The organism is Mumia sp. ZJ430 (assembly GCF_011751845.1).
Lineage (GTDB): Bacteria > Actinomycetota > Actinomycetes > Propionibacteriales > Nocardioidaceae > Mumia.
This window is the reverse complement of the sequence record NZ_JAAHFK010000003.1, coordinates 474,445-492,508: the sequence shown is the minus strand read 5'-3', so window position 1 is coordinate 492,508 and position 18,064 is coordinate 474,445. Positions and strand designations below refer to the sequence as shown.

The window sequence follows — 18,064 nt, the reverse complement described above, 5'->3', positions numbered from 1 at the left end:
TCAAGCGAGGTCGTGCGCGACCCCGCGGACGTCGAGGACGTCGACGAGCAGGCGTCGGGCCTGCTCGTCGAACGGCCGTTCGACGACCGCGAGCGGGCGGATGCTCTTGCGCTGGCCCGTCCGCTCGGCCGCGCTCACGGCCCACGCCGCGTCTGCTGAGTAGACGCGGTCGAACCCGATCGTCAGCTCGTCCGCATCCACGTCCTCGAAGTCGCTGACCACCCACAGAAGGTTGGTCGACCACCCGAGGACCGGAGAGGTACGGTCCTGCCCGCGCAGCGTGAGGGTGACGTCGTCGAGGTAGTCCGAGAGCGGGCGCTCGTGCGCGCCGTGACGGTCGATCACGACCTCCTGCCCCCAAGAGCGCAGCGCCGCGGCCACCTCGTCGGCGAGCAGGGCGTCGGGAGCCCGATCGCCGAGCGGGCCGCCCGGAGCGGCGATCTTGAGCGCCCATCGCAGGCGGGGGAGACCCTTCCCAGGACCGGACTCGACGAGTGAGGGCCGACGGACGACGTGCGGGACGATGCTCGAGCGCCGGTGACTCTTCGGGAGCCCGGCCGGGACGCGCAGGCTGACGACCTCGAAGCCGGCGGCCGCCCACAGATGAGTCTCGGGCTTGGGCAAGCGGGCGCCCCAGCGATCGGCGAACCGCAGACGGTTCGGCTCGCTGCGCGCGAACCGCCCCGGCGACTTGCTCTCGTGGTGGGCGACCCTCGCCTCGGGAGCGACGGCGAAGCGGCCTCCGTGGGACTCGACCAGCTTCAGGCAGAGGTCGACGTCCTCGAAGCCGTTTACGAAGACAGGGTCGAATCCGCTCACCTCGGCGACCGAGCGGGCTGTGAGCGCCATGCAGGCCGCGGTGATCGCGGTGAAGTGCAGGTCGGCGTCAACGGGGTAGTCGGTCGACGGGTGCGAGACGAGAAGGTGTCCGGGAGCGGCGAACTTCCCGTAGAACACGGTGCCGGCGGTCTGGATCGAGTCATCCGGATACAGGAGCAAGGGCTGCGTCCCGATGACGTCGGGCTCCTCGAGGCGCGCGAGGAGCGGCTCGAGCCACCCGTCGCGCGGCTCGGTGTCGTTGTTGAGGAAGACGACACGCTCACCCGTGGACTCGGCGAAGGCGAGATTGGAACCGGTCGAGAAGTTGGTGTTGCAGGCGGCCCGTCGAATCACGACGCTTTCGTCGCCGGCGAACGCGGACGTCAGGACGCTGGTGATGTCGCGCCGGGACCCGTTGTCGATCACGACGACCTCGACGTCGGCCTGCGCGCGGGAGGCGAGCGCGACGGCACGTCGGGTGAAGCGCCAGTCCTGGAAGGTCGGGATCAGGATCGACACGCGGCCCTTCACGCGGCCCCCGAGGCCGTCGACCAACGCGTCCCAGTCGAGCAGCCGTCCAGCCCGGACCACGTGCTCGTAGGGGCTCGTCATGCCGGGGGACAGCGGGAACGCGCCCAGCTCCTCGCCGCGTACGGCGACGAACGGAACGAAGGTCGACGGTGTCTCCAGGCGCAGCAGGACGTCCCACTCGTACGCGTCGCCGGCCTGCTCGTCCACCACGGTGAGGGTGCGGCGCAGCTCGTCGGTGGGCAGCAGCACTGCCGACAGCGAGCGGAACGGCTGCCACAGCATCGACGACGGGTCGGGGAGCTCGCGCGACCAGGTCGGCTCCGTCCCTGCCAGGTCCACGGCAGCCGCGTGCGCCCCGGATCCGGGAGAGGCGGCCGACAGGAGTCCGCTGAGCGCGTAGGGAGACCACCGTTCCTGGGGCTGCCAGCGGCACACCCACGGCTCGTCGACCGTGCCGAGGAGCTCGCGCGTGCGATCGACCCACGTGACACCGGCCGTGGGGACGAGGACGATCCGTGGATCGGCGGCGGCCGCGCCGACGAGCTCAGCGGGGGCGGATCCGTCGGTGCTCACCGCGACCCGGAGCACCCACCGTTGATGGCGCTGGTCGATCACGGTCTGCAGGTTGTCGCGCGCCTCGTCGCTCCAGGCGTCGGCGTCGGCGAGAATCGCCACGGCCGTCTCGGCAGCGCCCTCCTGAGGTGTCACCGTCTCGAGGTGCCACCGAGCCCACCGCGTCGCTGGCGCCCGGGTGAGCTGTTGCTGACGCCCGAACTCCTGTGCGCCGGTGCGGATCTGCTCGGCGAGTCGGCCCCACGTCGTGGCCTCGACGTCCTCGCCCGGTGGCGGCACGGTCAGGGTCTGCGCCGTGGCCGTGGCCAGGTAGTGCCCCAGCGGGCCGGCAGGATGGTCGGCTGCCTCGGGGAACCGGTCGAGATACGTCCGGCCGTCGAAGTGCGGCCCCGCTGCCCCCTCCGTCTGACCGTTGCGCAGGAAGTGGGCGAACGACCCGGCCGCGCGGACATCGGCGGAGAGCCTGTACCACTCGGGCTCGAACAGCGGGTGCGGGGACAGGCGCTGAACCTCGCCGTCCTCGAGGTAGTGCCAGGCGGCTGCGCGATCGCTGAGGAACGCCCTGCCGACCTGGCGCTCGTAGTGCGCGCGGTCGAAGAGCCCGGACCCCAGGATGAGGCGCAACGCCCGGGACTGTCGGGCGCGCTGCTCTCGGAACCGGCGCCACGAGCGGGTGCCGAAGGCGGCCACAGGGGCGCCGGCGTGGGCGTGCTGGAGAGAGAACCCGACGGGGCCGCCGGGGTGCTCGGCGCACTCGGGGAGCTCGTCGAGAAGGGCGAGGTCGTCGAGCAGGTCCCGTACCGGGTAGGTGCGCGCCGATCCGTCGAGGAGGTCGGAGACGATCTGCTCGTACGACAACCCCGTCGCGGCGAAGTCCGTGAGAGGGTTCGCGAGGATCCCGTCACCAGCTCCGGAGGTCAGGAACTGCTCAGCCGCTCGCGTCGCGCCGTACTTCTTGCCGACCTGGAGGCTGTAGTACCACGGGTCGAAGAGGCCCGACGCAAGCAGCGCGGCGGCATCGCCGGTCGCGTGCGACTGGCTGTCTCGCCAGTCACGCACACTGCGTCGGCCGCGGCCGGCCGCACGCCGCATCTTGCTGCTCAGGCCGCCAGGCATGGCTCTCCTCAGACGTCGACTAACGGGAACGATACCGACCGCTCCGTCCGCGCCCGAGCCTGCGTCCGCGGCATCGCGAGGTGTGCGGTTCTCCTCTGATAACCTTTTCAACGCTCACGTCGCAAAACGGCCCACCATGTCGCGGCACGATGATCGCGCGGGGCGAGACCCAGAGAGGACCGGGGTTGGCGCAAGTCCGAACGGAGTCCGAACGACGGCTCCACGAGGAGCTACGGCAGTGTCGGCTCGAGCTCGCCCAGCTTCGGCAGGAGCAGGAGGGCTGGGCCGAGGAGCTCAGCGCCGTCAAGGAGCAGCGCGCTCGCGCGAAGGCTCGTGCCGACCGGCTCGCTGCCCAGGTCAAGCGACTCCAGACCGGCGGCGCTGGCTGGCGGAGGATCCCTCGCCGCGTGAAGCGTCTCCTGCGGCGTGGAGGCGTCGGTCGCTCATGACGGCGTCGTCCACTCGGACGGACCTCGCCATGCTGGAGTCCCGCCGTCAGTTCCTGCGGGCGTCCGGCTGGCTCGACGTCGCTTGGTACCGCACGCAGGTCGGCCAGGACTTCGCCGGTATCGACGAGGCCATCGACCACTACCTGACGCAGGGCGCCGCGCGTGGCCTTGCACCCAACCCTTCCGTGGCGGCGATGCAGGACGGGCCCTACCGTGAGCGTTCGGTCGACACCGTCGATCCCGCTCCTCCCGATGCCGACGACCGTCAGCTCCTTCGTGACGTGGCTCTGGTGTCCGCCTCAGGACTCTTCGACCGCGACTTCTACGCCCACGCCTACCCGACGGTCGCCGAGCGCGTCGACGATCTCCTCCTCCACTTCTGCCGCTTCGGGTGGCGCGAGGCGAAGCTGCCCAGCGCCGCTTTCGACACGTGGCACTACTGGAGCACCCACCTCGACCCGGCCCGAGAGGAGCTCAACCCTCTGGTCCACTACCTCGTGGCGGGCAGGGACCAGGGGCTGAGCACCCGTGCCGAGTGGGTGCCGCCGCGACCTGGCACGGTGCTGCCGACCGAGCGCGAGGTGCGCCGCGCCTGCCTCTTCGCGGCGTACGACGCCGACGGGATCCTCGACGACTCCCTGATCGAGTACGTCCGTGAGCTGTCGCGCTTCGCCGACGTCTTCGTGCTGGCCGACTGCCACGTCGACGACGCCGAGCTCGAGAAGCTGGCCGGCGTGACCGCGGGTGCCTGGACGGTGCGGCACGGCGCGTACGACTTCGGCTCCTACAGCATGCTCGCCCGGGACCTGGTCGGATGGGATCGGCTGGAGACGTACGACGAGGTGCTGCTGGTCAACGACAGCTGCTACCTGCTCCGTCCGCTGGACGAGGTGTTCGCGCGGATGTCCCGACAGGCGTGCGACTGGTGGGGCATGCAGGCCACCAAGGGAGTAGCCCGGACCGCCGAGCCGGTCCAGGACGTCACCGTCGCGCCGATCCCGATGGAGCGGGTGCGCGGCGAGCTCCTCGCCGAGTTCGCCCGCGAGCCCGAGTTCGACTTCCACGTCGGCTCCTACTTCCTCGCATACCGGCAACCGGTGATCCGAGACGCCGGCTTCCGCCGGATCCTGGACTCGGTGCACCGGCAGCGCGGCAAGGCGCCGATCGTGCACAAGTACGAGATCGGGCTCTCCCAGTACCTCGTCGCGTCCGGGTACGACCTCGACACCTACATCGACGCGCTGTACCCATTCCAGCCGGTCTTCACCAACCAGTACTTCCGCCTGCTCGACAAGGGCTTCCCGCTCCTCAAGAAGTACTTCCTCTACCAGAACCACTACGACACCCCCGACCTGCGCGACTGGAAGCAGCGCGTGCGGGCAGCGGTGCCGGACGCGCCTGTCGACATGTTCGAGCGCAATCTGCTCCGTACCGCGCCCGACGACCGCCTCCGCCGGAGCTTCGCGATCGTCACCGCCTCCGACGGCACGGTGAGCGTGCCCTCGGTGCGCGACCGCCGGGCGTTTCGCGAGGCCGATCGCCTCAGCCCCACGTACGACCACTGGTGGGCGTTCGCGGTGTCTGCGACCGACGGCCAACTGCCGCCGAACGCCCGCGCGATCTTCGAGGAGGTGCGGGACGACCCGTCGATCAAGAAGGTCGTCCTCACGCGGTCGCGACGGCTCGATCTCGAGGGCGAGAACGTCGTGGTGGCGCCACTGGCCAGCCCCGAGGGTCAGGACTGTCTCATGCGCGCCGGCGTGGTCCTCGTCCCCGGTCGACCCGGTGCCGCCCTCGGCCTGCGGCTGTCGCCCGCGCACCGTGTCATCGCCGTCCGCGACGGCATCGACCTGGTGCGCAGGACGCCGCCGACGGTACGGCCTGAGCGCAAGACCGAGGACCTCACGTCCCCGCTGAGCGGCTACGTCGCCGCCTCGGACGTCGACCGCACCGTGATGGCGGACGTCCTCCACCCGGTCCCGTACGAGGGGGGTGCCGTCACGGGCATCCCTGCCGACGACTTCGTGCTGATGCCGGACGAGCGCCTTCCGGAGGATCTTCGGCGCGAGCAGCAGGAGCTTCGCGCACTGGTCGCGGGACGGCGGCTCCTTCTCCTCACCCCGTCGCGTGACGGCGCGTACCCGTTCACCGACGACGATGTCGCATGGTTGACGCAGTGGTGCGAGAAGCACGGTGCCGTCGTCGGCATCCGCGAGGTCGACGGGAGCGCCGCGCGTGAGACCTGGCGGGCGTTGAGCGCGATCGCCCTCGACCTCGGGCACCGGCGGTTCCGCCACACCGCGGTGGTCGTGCGGGAGGCGGCCGCCCTCGTCAGCGAGGACCCCGGGCTCGCCCTCGACTTCACGGTCACCGGACGTCCCGTCGTCCCGTTCTTCCCCGCGGTCGACGCGGACAACTACCTCGTCGACCTCGAGCACGTGATGCCCGCCGAGATCTGCCGGGACTTCTCCATGGTCCGTCGGTCGCTCGACTCGGCGCTCGCCGCCGAGACGCCCTCGCACCGCTACGTCCGTGCGCGACGCCTCTTGCGCCGCCATGTCGACGGCTCGAACGCGGCACGTTTCGTCCACCACGTGCGCCAGCAGGCGAGGAAGGCCCCGTGATGTCGCCGGACCAGTTCACCGTGGCGTGGCAGGACCTCGTCCACCGATGGGACGTGCTCCGTACGGACGACCCGGATGCGGCGGCCGCGCTGCTGACGGCTGCGTCGACATCCGGGCTGACGGTCCCCGACACGGCGCCGAACGGCCCGCCGGACCGGACCATCGAGCGGGAGTGCGCCGTCGCCGTCGTCGCGGCGGCAGGGGCCTTCGACGAGGCCGGCTATCGCGCCGCCCGCGACGAAGCGCTGGACCCGGACGCCGACGCGATCGAGCACTTCTGCCGTGTCGGGTGGCGCGCCCTGGGCAATCCTGAGCTGGGGTTTGACGTCTGGTCGTACTGGCTCGCCCACCTCGACCCCGGCTCGGACGCGATCAACCCGTACCTCCACTACCTCCTCGTCGGCCGTCACGCCGGACTCGCCCCGCTTCCGGAGCGCCACGCGCCGGTTACGCCGGTCGCGCGAGACCACTCCCGGGCCTCGCGTCGCGCCTGCCTGTTCGCCGCCTACGACGTCGACGGCGTCGTGGACGACTACCTCGTCGCCTACCTGCGCGAGCTGAGCCGCTTCTGCGACGTCTACGTCCTCGCGGACTGTGTCCTCGCCGACAGCGAGAGGGCCAGGCTCGAGGAGGTCACCCGCGGCGCGTGGGCCTGGCCACACGGGATGCACGACGTCGGTGCGTACGCGCTGCTCGCCCGCGAGCTCGTCGGCTGGGACGCCCTCTCCGCGTACGACGACGTGGTGCTGGTGAACGACAGCGCCTACCTGCTCCGTCCGCTCGACGAGGTCTTCGTCCGCCGCGACGCGTCGGAGGCGCAGGTGTGGGGGCTGGTCGCCGTCCGCCGCACCTACTCGGCAGAGCACGGTGCCTCCGGCCCCGTCCCGCTTTCCGGCCTGGCCGACGCGTGGGCTGCCCCCGAGTGGCGGATGACCGACCGTCTCCACCTCGGCTCCTCCTTTTTCGCGCTGCGCAAGCAGGTCGTCGACGATCCCGCTTTCCGTGAATGGGTCGAGGCCGTCTGCCGGCAACCCCGCAAGTCGGACGTCACCGTCAAGTACGAGATCGGGCTGAACCAGTTCCTCGCCCTGCGGGGTTATCGCGCGGACGCCTTCGTCGACGTGCTCCTGCCGTTCCACCCGCTCTACACCGGCGCCTACGTCGAGCTGCTGCGTGACGGGTTCCCACTGCTCAAGCGCAACCTGATGGCGGAGAACCCTCTCGACCTGCCCGACGTCGCCGACTGGAAGCGGCTCGTCACCGAGATCGTTCCCGACGCCCCCGTCGAGATGTTCGAGCGCAACCTCCTGCGGGTCGCCGCGGACGACCGGATCCGCCGCTCCTTCGCGGTGCGGACCCGCCCCGACGGCACCGTCGACGTGCCGCAGACCCTGACCCGGCGCGAGATGCGGCACGCCGACGCCCGCACGCCGACATACGACCACTGGTGGGCCTTCCCGGTCTGCGCGTACGACCACACCTTCGCCGGCAACGAGCGGGCGGTGTTCGAGGAGGTGCGTGACGATCCCTCGATCAAGAAGATCATCCTCACCCGCTCGCGGGAGGTCGTCGCCGAAGGCGAGAACGTGGTCGTCGTGCCGCTGCACAGCCCCGAAGGCCAGTGGCACGTCCTTCGCGCCGGTCACATCTTCGTCAAGCACACGCCGCGCATCAACGTGCCGTTTCCGCTGTCGCCCCGACGCCACCGGTTCGTCAACCTCTGGCACGGGATCCCGCTCAAGCGCTTCGGGACCGCGGCGATCGACGGCGGCGCGCAGCGCGAGGCGATCGTCCGGCACAACCTCGCCTGCACCGCGGTGATCACCTCCTCGCGCATCGACTCGTTGGCGATGGAGGCCGCGTTCGCCCCGCTCGGGCTCGACCAGCTCTGGATGACCGGTCTCCCGCGCAACGACTTCATCGTGCGAGACGAGGAGCAGCTGCCCGACGACCTGCGCGAGACGCTCGACAGGCTCCGCGACGAGGTGGCCGGCAGGCGGCTTGTCATGTTCCTGCCCACGTTCAAGCAGGACCAGGAGAAGGCCTACTACGAGTTCTCCGACGACGAGATCTCCTGGCTGCGGGACTGGTGCGAGCGCGAGAACGTGGTGATCGGCGTCCGGGAGCACATGGCGGACCGTGCCCACACCTACTCGCGGATGCTCGCCCCCCTCGAGCCGCTGAACCTGTCCTCGCGTCGCTATCCCGATCTCGAGGTCCTGTACCGGGTCGCCGACGGGCTCGTGACCGACTACTCCAGCTGCGTAGTCGACTTCCTGATGACGGGCAAGCCGGTCATCAGCTTCGCCTACGACTACGAGCGGTACGCGGGGTCCGAGCGTGGGCTCTTCTACGATCTGGAGCAGGTGCTTCCCGGCCCGGTTTGCCGTGACTTCGCGTCCTTCTCGTCGGCGCTCGACACCATGCTCGCCCCGCGGACGACCGAGCAGGATGAGGACTACGCGTGGCGACGGAGCATCTTCTTCGACCACGTCGACGACAGCAGCTCGCGGCGCGTCGTCGAGCGGGTCAAGGCGTTGTACGTCGAAGGGATCGTGCCAGGCGCCTGAGCGCTCTCCTCCAGCGTGGAGGAGCGGTCTCCACTCGCTGCCACCATCGGCCGACGAACAGCGTCGCGATCGGCGGGCCCGCGGCCGACCCGAGTGTGAGCCGTACGGGATGGCGGCCGGACGGCACCTCCAGCCGCGCGTCGAGATGCACAGGGTCGCCGGCGGAGAGTGTCGCGGAGACGTCCTCGCCGAGGATGCGGAACCCGAAGGCGGCGTCCTGAAGATTGCGGACGTGGACGCCGGAGAGGTCCACACCCACTCGCGCCCGGTGGCCGCGGCCGGCGACCGTGAGCGAGGTCCGTAGGTCTGCGAGGGCCCCCACCGGGGCGTCGACGACGAGGGTGAGCCGCCCTTCGTCGTCGGTGAGCGTGCGCAGCGCGATGCCGTCGACGATCGCGGGCCCAGGCGACTCGGCGAGGAGCCGCGGCCTGGTCGTGTAGCCGAGCGCCTGCCCGTGGGCGTAGACCGACCAACGGCCGCGGTCGAGGGGGGAGCCGAACGCGACGTCGGTCGGGTCGATGACGAAGGTGCCGGTTGCCTCGAGGACGAGCATCCCGTCGCGCTCGATCGGGCGCAGGGCGATCGGCTGGTTCGCGTACCATTCGACGCCGTTCTTGGGTCGGCGCAGGGAGAGGTCGACGTACGCCTCGTCGAGGAAGGGTGCGATGTCGTGCTGCCGCGCGACGTCATCGGTGAGGAAGAGGCCGTCGCGGTGCGTGACGAGCGCGACGGGGGAGTCCTCGTGCGCGAGGGTGCCTCTGAGGGAGATCGTCAAGCGACCATCGTCCCAGCGCACGCGCACGTCGTCCGTCCGAAGATGGACGTCGCGGTCAGCATCGGCCCGGGCGACGATGCCGGCGAAGTCACCTTCGCGGAGGAGTGCCGCGCGCCGCGCCAGGACGGGCGGAAGCCCTGCGTCGAGCCGAGGCGGGATCCGCTCGGACGCGAGGTCCGCGATGATCTTGACGGCCTCGTCGCGATACTCGGGCGTCCACTTGTCGAACCAGAAGGGCGCGAGCCTGCGGAGCATCCGCGTCGCGTACCAGAACTGCGTCAGGCGATCGCGCTGCTCCGGGGTGATGTCGGCGCGGTCGAGCACGTCGAAGACGTCGGCGAGGCTCGAGAAGTAGACGTCGAGGTCGCCGAGGTCGTCGGAGTTGTTGCTGCCGTCGGGGTAGATGATCCAGCGGTAGCAGGGATAGCTCGCCAGCACGGCGATCCTGTCGGTACGGGTGTAGACCTCGGCGAGGAGGACGTGGTCCTCCAACCGCCGGCGTCCTTCCGGGAACCGGATGCCGTGCTCGCGCAGGAAGGCGGTACGGAAGAGCTTGTGCGGAGTCAGGATGGCGAGCACGTCGTTGTCGAACAGGTCGGCTCGCTCACGATCGGCCAAGAAGGCCTCCGCGCCGATGGTCCGCGCCCCCGAGCGGACTTCCTTGCCGACGACCACGTCGGCATCGGCACGGTCCCCGAGAGCGACCATCCGCTCGAGCGCCTCGGGGAACAACTCGTCGTCGTGGTCGGCGTAGAAGACGTAGCGGCCGCGGGCCAGGTCAGTCCCGACGTTGCGCGGGCGCCCGGGCCAGCCGGAGTTGGGGATGCGCTCGAGGTGGAGGTTCGGCGTCGCCTCTGCTGCCTCCTGCAGCCGTGTCCAGGTGTCGTCGGTGGAGCCGTCGTCGACGACCACCACCTCGAACTGCTCCGGCGGAAGGGTCTGTGCGGTCAGCGAGCCGAGGAGGGCGTCGAGCTTGTCCCCCGTGTTGTACGTGGCGACGACCACACTCACGTCGATCGACATGCTTTCCTCTCGCGTTGCCTGGTCGTGCTCGAACAAGTGGAACGGGATGGCCCCGTCGCCACTAGGATCGGGCCCGTGACCGTGGAGAGACCAGGGCGCGTCCCGTCGATCCCATTATCCCGGTGAGCGGTGGCGCGATGAGTGACCGAACGGCAGATCGTCGAAGTCAGTGGTGGATCGCTCACGCAGCTCCGCGTCCTGACGGCCTGCCAGGGGTATGGGTCCTCCTGTGGTTCCCCGTGCTGCTTCTCGTCCTGTTTGCGCTCGCCGTCGTCCTGGAGGTCTCGGGCACCTCGAGCGGGGCCTGGTGGCGGACCTTCGGTGAGGGCGCCGACCCGAACCTCCTCGCGGGGACCCCACGACCGATCCGCAGCGACGAGTGGTTCGTCCAGGGGAGCTGGTTGGTGTCACAGACCGCGCAGGGCTTCCCGGCCGTCAACCACGTGTTCCCCGGCGGCATGGACGCGACGGTGATGAACGATTCGCCGTCCTGGGATTGGTCGACGATCTTCCGTCCGCACCTGTGGGGGTCGCTGTTCCTCGGCCTCGACCACGGCATGGCGTGGCGCTGGTGGCTCCCCGCCGTCCTCCTGCTCTCGTCCGTCCACGCCTTCGTCGTGACGATGCTGCCGACGCGTGTGCTGCTCGGACCGGTGCTCGCGCTCGTCCTCATGTTCCAGCCGCTCGTGCAGTGGTGGTGGATGCCGATCATGACGCTCGCCGTCGCCGTCGCCTTCGCCGTGATGACGGCCGTGGTCTGGGGGCAGCGTTCGTCCACCCGCGCCGGAGTCGTCGTGCCTGCCGTCGTGGCTGGATACCTCGTCGTCATGCTGGGTATGAGCATCTACCTGCCGTTCATCTTGGCGGTCGCGTACCCGGCAGCCGCCTTCGTCGTCGGATACCTCCTGTGCAGGTGGCGCAACGACGGCGTGCCGGGCAAGCAGGTCCTCCTCCGGATGGTGCCCTTGGGGGTCGCTGCCGTCGTCTCCGCGGCGGTGATGGCCGTGTGGCTGTGGACGCGTCGGGAGACTGTCGAGGCGTTGCTCGGCACGGTCTATCCGGGACAGCGGCTGACGCCCACCGGGGAGGCGGACACTGACTACCTCGTCGGGCTGCTGAGCGGGCCGTTCCAGCGCGCACTCCTCCACGGCAACTTCGAAGGCCTCGGGACCAACGAGTCGACGGCGTCGGTCCCGTTCCTGCTGAGCCTCTACCTGGCGGTTCCCCTGGTCTGGATCGTCTGGTCCCGTTATCGCAAGCGGCGGACGGTCGACTGGCTCGTTCTCACGCTGCTCGCCGTCAACGCCCTCGTGCTGGCCTTCCTGTTCATCCCGGGATGGGACGACCTCGCGCGGCTGCTGCTCCTCGACCGCTCGCAGTTCGTCCGCCTGAGAGCGGCCTTCCTTCCCTTGCTCGTTGTCACCGTCGTCGTGCTGGTCGAGCGGCTCGAGGTGATGGGCCGGCGTGCCCCGTGGTGGGCGGCGCTCAGCGGAGGCGCCGTGGTCGTGCTGTCCTTCGGCTGGGTGTGGCAGAAGCTGGACGAGGCCGGGTCTCCCGCCGTGCCGTCGAGGGCGGCGATCGCCGTCGCGGCGCTGCTCACCGTGACCGTCGTGGCGTTCGCCCGCCGCTACGTGTCCGTCGGTGCGACGACCCTCCTCGTCGCCTCGCTCGCCGTGGGAGCGGGGGTCAACCCGCTCTATCAAGGCGTGTTCGACCTCAGGACCGACACGGCCGCGGGGCGCGCGCTGACCGAGATCGCCGAGCGCGACACAGACGCCGCCTGGGTGGGGGTCGGGACCCCGGCGTCGATGGCTGCCGTCTTCTCGGCCGGCGTCCCCGGCTACAGCGGGGTCCAGACCTACCCCTCCGAGGAGATGTGGGACCGCATCGACCCGGACGGCCGGTACGAGGATCTCTGGAACCGTCTGGCGCACGTGCAATGGCGCTGGGGGAGCGGACCGCCGGTGCCGACCACGCCGAGGGTCGACGTCCTCCAGGTCACGTTCGATCCCTGCGAGATGTTCGCCCAGCGCCACGTGGACTACGTGATCGCCGATGCCGTGCCGCCGAGCACCGCGTGCCTGAGGGCGCTCGAGTCGTACGAGCAGGGCCAGATCACGCACACCATCTACGAGGTGGTGCCGCCCGCCGGCGGCTGACGGCCTCAGCCGCGGGTCGCGACCACCAGCACGTTCTTGCCGAACAGGCGACCCGTGACGCGGTGCAGCGCCCGGCTGATCGGGAAGACGACGCGGTCGTACAGCTTCAGGGCAGCCGGCGAGATCGAGCCGTCCGAGCTTCCCAGGAAGCGGTAGCTCAGCGTCGCGAAGAAGCCGGCCGGGTCGCAGTAGGACGACTCGACGACCTCGAGGCCTGCGTTGCGGAGGAGGCGCTCGAGCGGACGTCGGCGGTAGCGCCGGTAGTGGGCGACCTTCTCGTCCATCGAGGTGAACAGCACCTCGAAGGCCGGGACGTAGACCACGAGCCGGCCGCCGGGCTTGAGCAGCGAGGCCAGCTGTTCGCACGCCTCCTGGTCGTTCTTGATGTGTTCCAGCACGTTGAGGGTGTAGACGACGTCGTACCCACCCTCCACCGTGTCGTCACCGTGGTCCAGATCGACGACACGGTGGCCCTTCCCGGTGAGCACCTTCCGCAGGTCGCCGTCCGGCTCCAGCACGTCGGGGCGGATGCCGCGGGTCGTCATCATGTCGGCGTACGTGCCGGCGCCCGCGCCGAAGTCGAGCACCGACGCCTCCGGTGACGGGACGTGGCGGATCACGGAGTCGAGCAGGAAGCGGTTGTAGTTGACGGCGTCCGCCATCACCTCGAGGTTGTCGCTTCCGGTGTAAACGAAGTCGTCGGTTGCCACGGTTTCTCCTTCGGGCCCTACCCAGTCGGCCCCCATCATGTCAGGGTGTTGGGGTGAGAACGCCGTCCCCTCCCGGCATCGAAGGAGCCCTATGGGTGCGTCAGCGCAGGTCGTCGCTGCGATCGTCCCCTGCCACAACGAGGCGCTGTCCGTCGCGAAGGTCGTGACCGACCTTCGCGAGGCAGTCCCCGGCATCCACGTCTACGTGTACGACAACCTCTCGACCGACAGCACGGACCACCTGGCCCGCGAGGCGGGCGCGATCGTCCGCTACGAGAACTCCAAGGGGAAGGGCAACGTCGTCCGGCGCGCCTTCGCGGACGTCGACGCCGACGTGTACGTCCTGGTCGACGGCGACGACACGTACGACGTGAGCGCCGTCCCGCAGATGATCGAGCGGCTTCTCGAGGGTCCGTACGACCATGTGCTGGGAGTGCGCGAGATGACGAGCCTCCTGGCCTACCGCAAGGGGCACGCGACCGGTAACAAGGCCCTGAACCAGCTGGTCAGCAGGCTCTTCGGCGTTCCGGTGACGGACATGCTCAGCGGATGCCGTGTCATGTCGCGGCGCTTCGTGAAGTCGTTCCCGGCGCTCTCCCGCGAGTTCGAGATCGAGACCGAGCTGACCGTCCACTGCGTGACGCTGCGGGTCCCGACGACCGAGCAGCCCGTCGCATACCGGGAGCGCCCCGAGGGGAGCCTCTCGAAGCTCAGCACCTACCGCGACGGGTTCAGGATCCTGAACCGGATCGCGCAGTTGACCCGGTTCGAGCGGCCGATCCTGTTCCACGGGCTGATCGGGTCCCTCGCTATCGTGCTCGCCCTGGCGCTCGGCATCCCGGTCGTGCTCGACTTCGCGCAGACAGGGCTCGTCCCCCGCCTTCCGACGGCGCTGCTCGCCGCCACGCTCGCCCTCGCGGGGCTGCTCGGGTGGGCAGTGGGGCTCGTGCTCGACGCGATCACGATGGCGCGACGGGAGGCCGCGCGGCTCAACTACCTGAGGCTCGCGCCGCCAACGATGCCCGTGGTCGCCGAAGCATCGCCGGCGGATGAGCCGCGAGAGCTCGGAGTGCCGACCCCGCGGTGAGGATGGTCAGTCGGCGACGAGGGCGAGGCCGAGCAGCACCGCTATCCAGCCGACGGCGACGAGGATCTGCAGTCTGCGCAACCACACGCTCGAGGCCGAGGCGTCCGAGCGGACGAGCAGACCGACCGCGGCGAGCGCCATCATCGGGGCGTAGACGGGCCAGTAGCGCGGCGAGCCGACGTGGACGAACGGCTGGGACATCAGGGCACCGCCCAGGATCCCGGCGAGCAGCGCCACCACCTGGGCGACTCTTGGGAGGCGCCTCACGAGCAGGATCCCCAGAGCCGCCAGCCCGAGCACGGAGAAGAAGACGATCTTGGTCGTCCACACGATGGTCTCCGAGACCGGCCCGGGCGGGCGCGGGACGAAGTCGTCAGTGTCGGCCGGCACGCGGAAGAGCGGTTCGAACCCGGTCGGATCGAGCACGTAGCGGTCGAAGTTGTCGAGCACGGCAGCCGCGTACGAGCCGAGGGTCACGTCCCGGAGCGCATGGTCAGATATCTCCTGCTGGACCTCGAGCTCGTTCTGCCCCGTCCGCTCGGCCACCTCGGCCGCGTAGTCCGTCATCGCGTACCACGGGTTGCCCCCGCGGCACGGGCCGAAGCACAGCTCGTCGTGGTCGCCGAAGGCGTACGCCATCGAGATGGGGACGGTCGTCGTGGTGGTGACGGGTGATCCGAAGGTCTGGCTCACGGCGTAGGACCACGGGAAGAGGAGGGTCACGAAGGTTGCGGCAGCAACAGCGCAGCTCGCGAGAGAACGCACGAGGGACGCGCCGCGCGTCCGACACACGACCGTGAGGACGCTGAGCAGCAGGACGGCGAGCACCAGTGGCAGCACGCTCGACCGGAGATAGAGAGTCGAGATCAGCAGGAGGCCTACGAGCGCGCCGTCGCGAATCCGGACCGCCTCGCCACCGTCGAGCCGGCGCCAGACCTTCACGAGGGCGGCGACCAGCAGGATCAGCACCAGCCCTGCGGCGAGGTCGCCCCACGACGTGTAGCTGAACAGCACCCACAGTGGCACGAGCCCGGGGAAGACGAGGAGCGCCGCCGCGTACTTGCGACCGGCCACCCGGGCGAGGGCCCGCACGCCCAGCAGGAACACCACGAGCGTGAGCACGCCCACGTACAGGCGAGCCGCTTCGAGGCCAGCGTCGGGCGCAACCAGATAAAGAGGGGTCAGCGTCAGCGAGACTCCGGGCATGAACCAGCCACGGTCGATCACCGCCGACTGGAGCTCCGAGCCGGAGATCTCGTGGCCACTGACGAACGCCCGCACGGCATCGGCGAGCGCCTGCGCGCCAGCGTGGTACGCGACTTCGTCGCCCTGCAGCGGCGTGCGCAGGGCGATCGGCAGGAGCGCGAGCTTGAGGAGGACGTGGGCGGCGACGAGCACGAGGACCACGGCGGACGGGTTGACCCGCCAGGCGCGGCGCGTGCGTCGCGCCGCGTTCGGTGCCGGCTTGGGGGCGGCAGGGACGAGCGTCACTCGGTGATCCTTCATCGGGAACGGCGACGGCCAGGATAGTCGTTGAACGGCACAGGACGGCAGTCTTCGGAGGGTGCGGCTCGAACACGCTCTTCCTTGGCCGGAAGTCGCTTAGACTGCGCGAGTGTCAGAGAGATCTTCAGGCCTGCTCGGCGAGTGTCACGACCTTTCCGTGGTGATTCCCGTCTACCAAGGTGAACAGCACCTTCGCGCGGTGGTCGACGAGCTGACGCCCTACACGAAGCCGTTCACCACGCCGGGCGGGGCTACGGCAAGGATCGGCGAGATCGTCCTCGTCGACGACAACGGCCCCGACGACTCCCCGTCGGTGATGCGTGCGCTCGCCGACGAGCACTCGTGGGTCCGGGTGGTGTGGCTGAGTCGCAACTTCGGACAGCACGCCGCGACGCTCGCCGGGATGTCGTCGACGGGCGGTGACTGGATCGTCACGATGGACGAGGACGGCCAGCAGGACCCCGGTGACATCGGAGGGATGCTCGACACCGCGCTACGGGAGCAGGCGAGCGTCGTCTATGGCGCTCCGGTGAACGAGGCCCCGCACGGTGCACTCCGCAACGGCGCCTCGCGGACGGCCAAGTGGCTGATCGCGAAGATCGGCGGCACCCCTGAGGTGACGATGTACAACAGCTTCCGCCTGGTGCTGGGCGAGGTCGGCCGCAGCGTGGCCGCCTACTCCGGCGCGGGCATCTACCTCGATGTCGCGCTCGGTTGGGTCGCCCGCAACGCGGCGACGAGCCCGGTCACTCTGCGCGACGAGGGTGACCGAGTCTCGGGCTATCGCTTCCGCTCACTGCTGTCGCACTTCTGGCGGATGGTCGTGACCAGCGGGACCCGAGGGCTGCGGCTGGTGAGTGTGCTCGGGGCGCTGCTGGCTGCGCTCGGTGTGACGGTCGCCGTCGTCCTCGTGATCGCGAAGCTCGCGGGATCGGACGTCCAGGCGGGTTGGACGTCCCTCATCACCGTCGTGCTCCTGACCTCCGGCGCGATCCTCTTCGCGCTGGGCGTGCTTGCCGAGTATCTCGGTACCGCCGTGAACATGGCGATGGGACGCCCCGCCTATCTCGTGGTCGGGGATCCCGCGGACGGCCCACTGGGTCGCGCGGAGGTCGTCTCCCAGCGGACGGACGAGCGCGAGGGCGAGGTCGGGCCCACTCCATGACGACGTGGGTGGTGGGAGCGTCAGGCCTGGTCGGGTCGGCCGTGCTGCGCAGGGCCGCCCGCACGGGTCTGGAGACGCGACGTGTCCTCGTCCCCTGGGGCAGCCGTCCGGACGACCAGATCGCCGCACTGACGTCCACACTCCGAGCCGCCGCCGCCGCTGATGAGCGACGCGGCGGGGGATGGAACCTGGTCTGGGTCGCAGGTGCAGGCGTGGTCGGGACCGACGAGAGCGCGCTGGCCGCAGAGACGACAGTGTTCACCGCGTTCGCCGACGAGCTGGCGCGCATGGGGGGGCGTGGGCCGCGTGCGCTCTTCGTCGCCTCGTCGGCCGGTGGGGTGTATGCCGGGAGTACGGCACCGCCCTTCACCGAGGCCACTGCCGTGGCGCCGCTGGCGCCGTACGGCCGGCACAAGCTCGAGATCGAGGCGATCGCCGCCGATCTCGTCCGACGCAGTGGCGTGCCGACCATGGTGGGACGGCTCACGAATGTCTACGGACCCGGACAGAACCTCGCGAAGGCGCAGGGCCTGATCTCCCAGCTCGCCAAGGCATCGCTGTTGCGGCGACCGCTCTCGCTCTACGTCCCCCTCGACACGACCCGCGACTACCTGTACGCGGACGACTGCGCCAAGGTCGTCCTCAGCGCTCTCGCGCTCCTGCCCGACAGCGCAGGCATGGCCGAGCCGGTCACCAAGATCATCGGGTCGGGACGGCCGGTCACCATCGCCAGCCTCCTCGACACCCTCCACCGTGTCGTCAAGAGACGACCTCCTGTCGTCCTCGGAGACTCTCCGGCGCGCCGGTTCCAGGTGCGCGACCTCAGGGTGCGGTCGACCCGTTGGACGCACCTCGACTCCCTCGTGACGACGACCCTTCCCTCGGGCATCGCGTCGACCGTGGACGACCTCGGGCGTCGGCTCCACACGCAGGGACCCGCCGCCTTGTCCGCCTAAC

11 protein-coding genes are annotated in these 18,064 nt (G+C 70.0%); 7 read left to right on the top strand and 4 right to left on the bottom strand.

The window, feature by feature from the left end:
• Positions 1–3,039: a glycosyltransferase gene (locus tag HCT63_RS14480; protein WP_167006162.1), complete on the bottom strand. Its 3,039-nt coding sequence runs from the start codon at positions 3,037–3,039 to the stop codon at positions 1–3.
• Between the two features lie 185 nt (positions 3,040–3,224).
• Here HCT63_RS14480 and HCT63_RS14475 point away from each other — a divergent pair, with 185 nt between their 5' ends.
• Genes HCT63_RS14475 through HCT63_RS14465 form a run of 3 tightly spaced genes read left to right on the top strand, consistent with a single transcriptional unit; the run spans position 3,225 to position 8,682 of the window.
• Complete coding sequence (locus HCT63_RS14475; protein WP_167006159.1) at positions 3,225–3,488, top strand: hypothetical protein; 264 nt, start codon at positions 3,225–3,227, stop codon at positions 3,486–3,488.
• Entirely contained in the window at positions 3,485–6,112 is a 2,628-nt protein-coding gene (locus HCT63_RS14470) for a rhamnan synthesis F family protein (RefSeq protein ID WP_167006156.1), read from the top strand. The genes HCT63_RS14475 and HCT63_RS14470 overlap by 4 nt, the downstream gene beginning before the upstream one ends.
• Positions 6,112–8,682, top strand: coding sequence for a CDP-glycerol glycerophosphotransferase family protein (locus HCT63_RS14465; RefSeq protein ID WP_243843073.1), 2,571 nt, complete (start codon positions 6,112–6,114; stop codon positions 8,680–8,682). Before HCT63_RS14470 ends, HCT63_RS14465 begins: the two co-directional genes overlap by 1 nt.
• Here HCT63_RS14465 and HCT63_RS14460 read toward each other — a convergent pair.
• A complete protein-coding gene (locus tag HCT63_RS14460) occupies positions 8,642–10,480 on the bottom strand; it encodes a glycosyltransferase family 2 protein (protein WP_167006150.1) in 1,839 nt (612 codons plus the stop codon). The two genes, HCT63_RS14465 and HCT63_RS14460, sit on opposite strands and share 41 nt — an antisense overlap.
• Positions 10,481–10,617: 137 nt before the next feature.
• On the opposite strand from HCT63_RS14460, the gene HCT63_RS14455 reads away from it, so the two are divergent.
• Positions 10,618–12,639 carry a hypothetical protein gene (locus tag HCT63_RS14455; RefSeq protein WP_167006147.1) on the top strand — a complete coding sequence of 674 codons (2,022 nt, stop codon included), beginning with the start codon at positions 10,618–10,620 and terminating at the stop codon, positions 12,637–12,639.
• Positions 12,640–12,644: 5 nt separating this feature from the next.
• On the opposite strand, the gene HCT63_RS14450 is transcribed toward HCT63_RS14455, so the two are convergent.
• Complete coding sequence (locus tag HCT63_RS14450; protein WP_167006144.1) at positions 12,645–13,349, bottom strand: class I SAM-dependent methyltransferase; 705 nt, start codon at positions 13,347–13,349, stop codon at positions 12,645–12,647.
• 91 nt (positions 13,350–13,440) lie between these two features.
• On the opposite strand from HCT63_RS14450, the gene HCT63_RS14445 reads away from it, so the two are divergent.
• The gene (locus tag HCT63_RS14445; RefSeq protein WP_167006141.1) at positions 13,441–14,436 is read left to right on the top strand and encodes a glycosyltransferase; all 996 of its coding nucleotides are present in this window, start codon (positions 13,441–13,443) and stop codon (positions 14,434–14,436) included.
• 6 nt (positions 14,437–14,442) lie between these two features.
• On the opposite strand, the gene HCT63_RS14440 is transcribed toward HCT63_RS14445, so the two are convergent.
• Entirely contained in the window at positions 14,443–15,927 is a 1,485-nt protein-coding gene (locus HCT63_RS14440; protein ID WP_167006138.1) for a hypothetical protein, read from the bottom strand.
• Positions 15,928–16,099: 172 nt separating this feature from the next.
• Between HCT63_RS14440 and HCT63_RS14435 the strand changes: the two genes are divergently transcribed.
• Both HCT63_RS14435 and HCT63_RS14430 read left to right on the top strand, forming a co-directional pair.
• On the top strand, positions 16,100–17,107 hold the full coding sequence (locus tag HCT63_RS14435) for a glycosyltransferase (protein ID WP_243843041.1): 1,008 nt from the start codon (positions 16,100–16,102) through the stop codon (positions 17,105–17,107).
• Complete coding sequence (locus tag HCT63_RS14430) at positions 17,104–18,063, top strand: NAD-dependent epimerase/dehydratase family protein (RefSeq protein WP_167006135.1); 960 nt, start codon at positions 17,104–17,106, stop codon at positions 18,061–18,063. Before HCT63_RS14435 ends, HCT63_RS14430 begins: the two co-directional genes overlap by 4 nt.
• Position 18,064: the final 1 nt, after the last annotated feature.

Excerpts from the sequence above, each read along its gene's own strand:
- HCT63_RS14460 (WP_167006150.1), bottom strand. The coding sequence starts at position 10,480 with ATGTCGATCGACGTGAGTGTGGTCGTCGCCACGTACAACACGGGGGAC.
- HCT63_RS14455 (WP_167006147.1), top strand. The coding sequence starts at position 10,618 with ATGAGTGACCGAACGGCAGATCGTCGAAGTCAGTGGTGGATCGCTCAC.
- HCT63_RS14445 (WP_167006141.1), top strand. The coding sequence starts at position 13,441 with ATGGGTGCGTCAGCGCAGGTCGTCGCTGCGATCGTCCCCTGCCACAAC.
- HCT63_RS14465 (WP_243843073.1), top strand. The coding sequence starts at position 6,112 with ATGTCGCCGGACCAGTTCACCGTGGCGTGGCAGGACCTCGTCCACCGA.
- HCT63_RS14430 (WP_167006135.1), top strand. The coding sequence starts at position 17,104 with ATGACGACGTGGGTGGTGGGAGCGTCAGGCCTGGTCGGGTCGGCCGTG.
- HCT63_RS14470 (WP_167006156.1), top strand. The coding sequence starts at position 3,485 with ATGACGGCGTCGTCCACTCGGACGGACCTCGCCATGCTGGAGTCCCGC.
- HCT63_RS14480 (WP_167006162.1), bottom strand. The coding sequence starts at position 3,039 with ATGCCTGGCGGCCTGAGCAGCAAGATGCGGCGTGCGGCCGGCCGCGGC.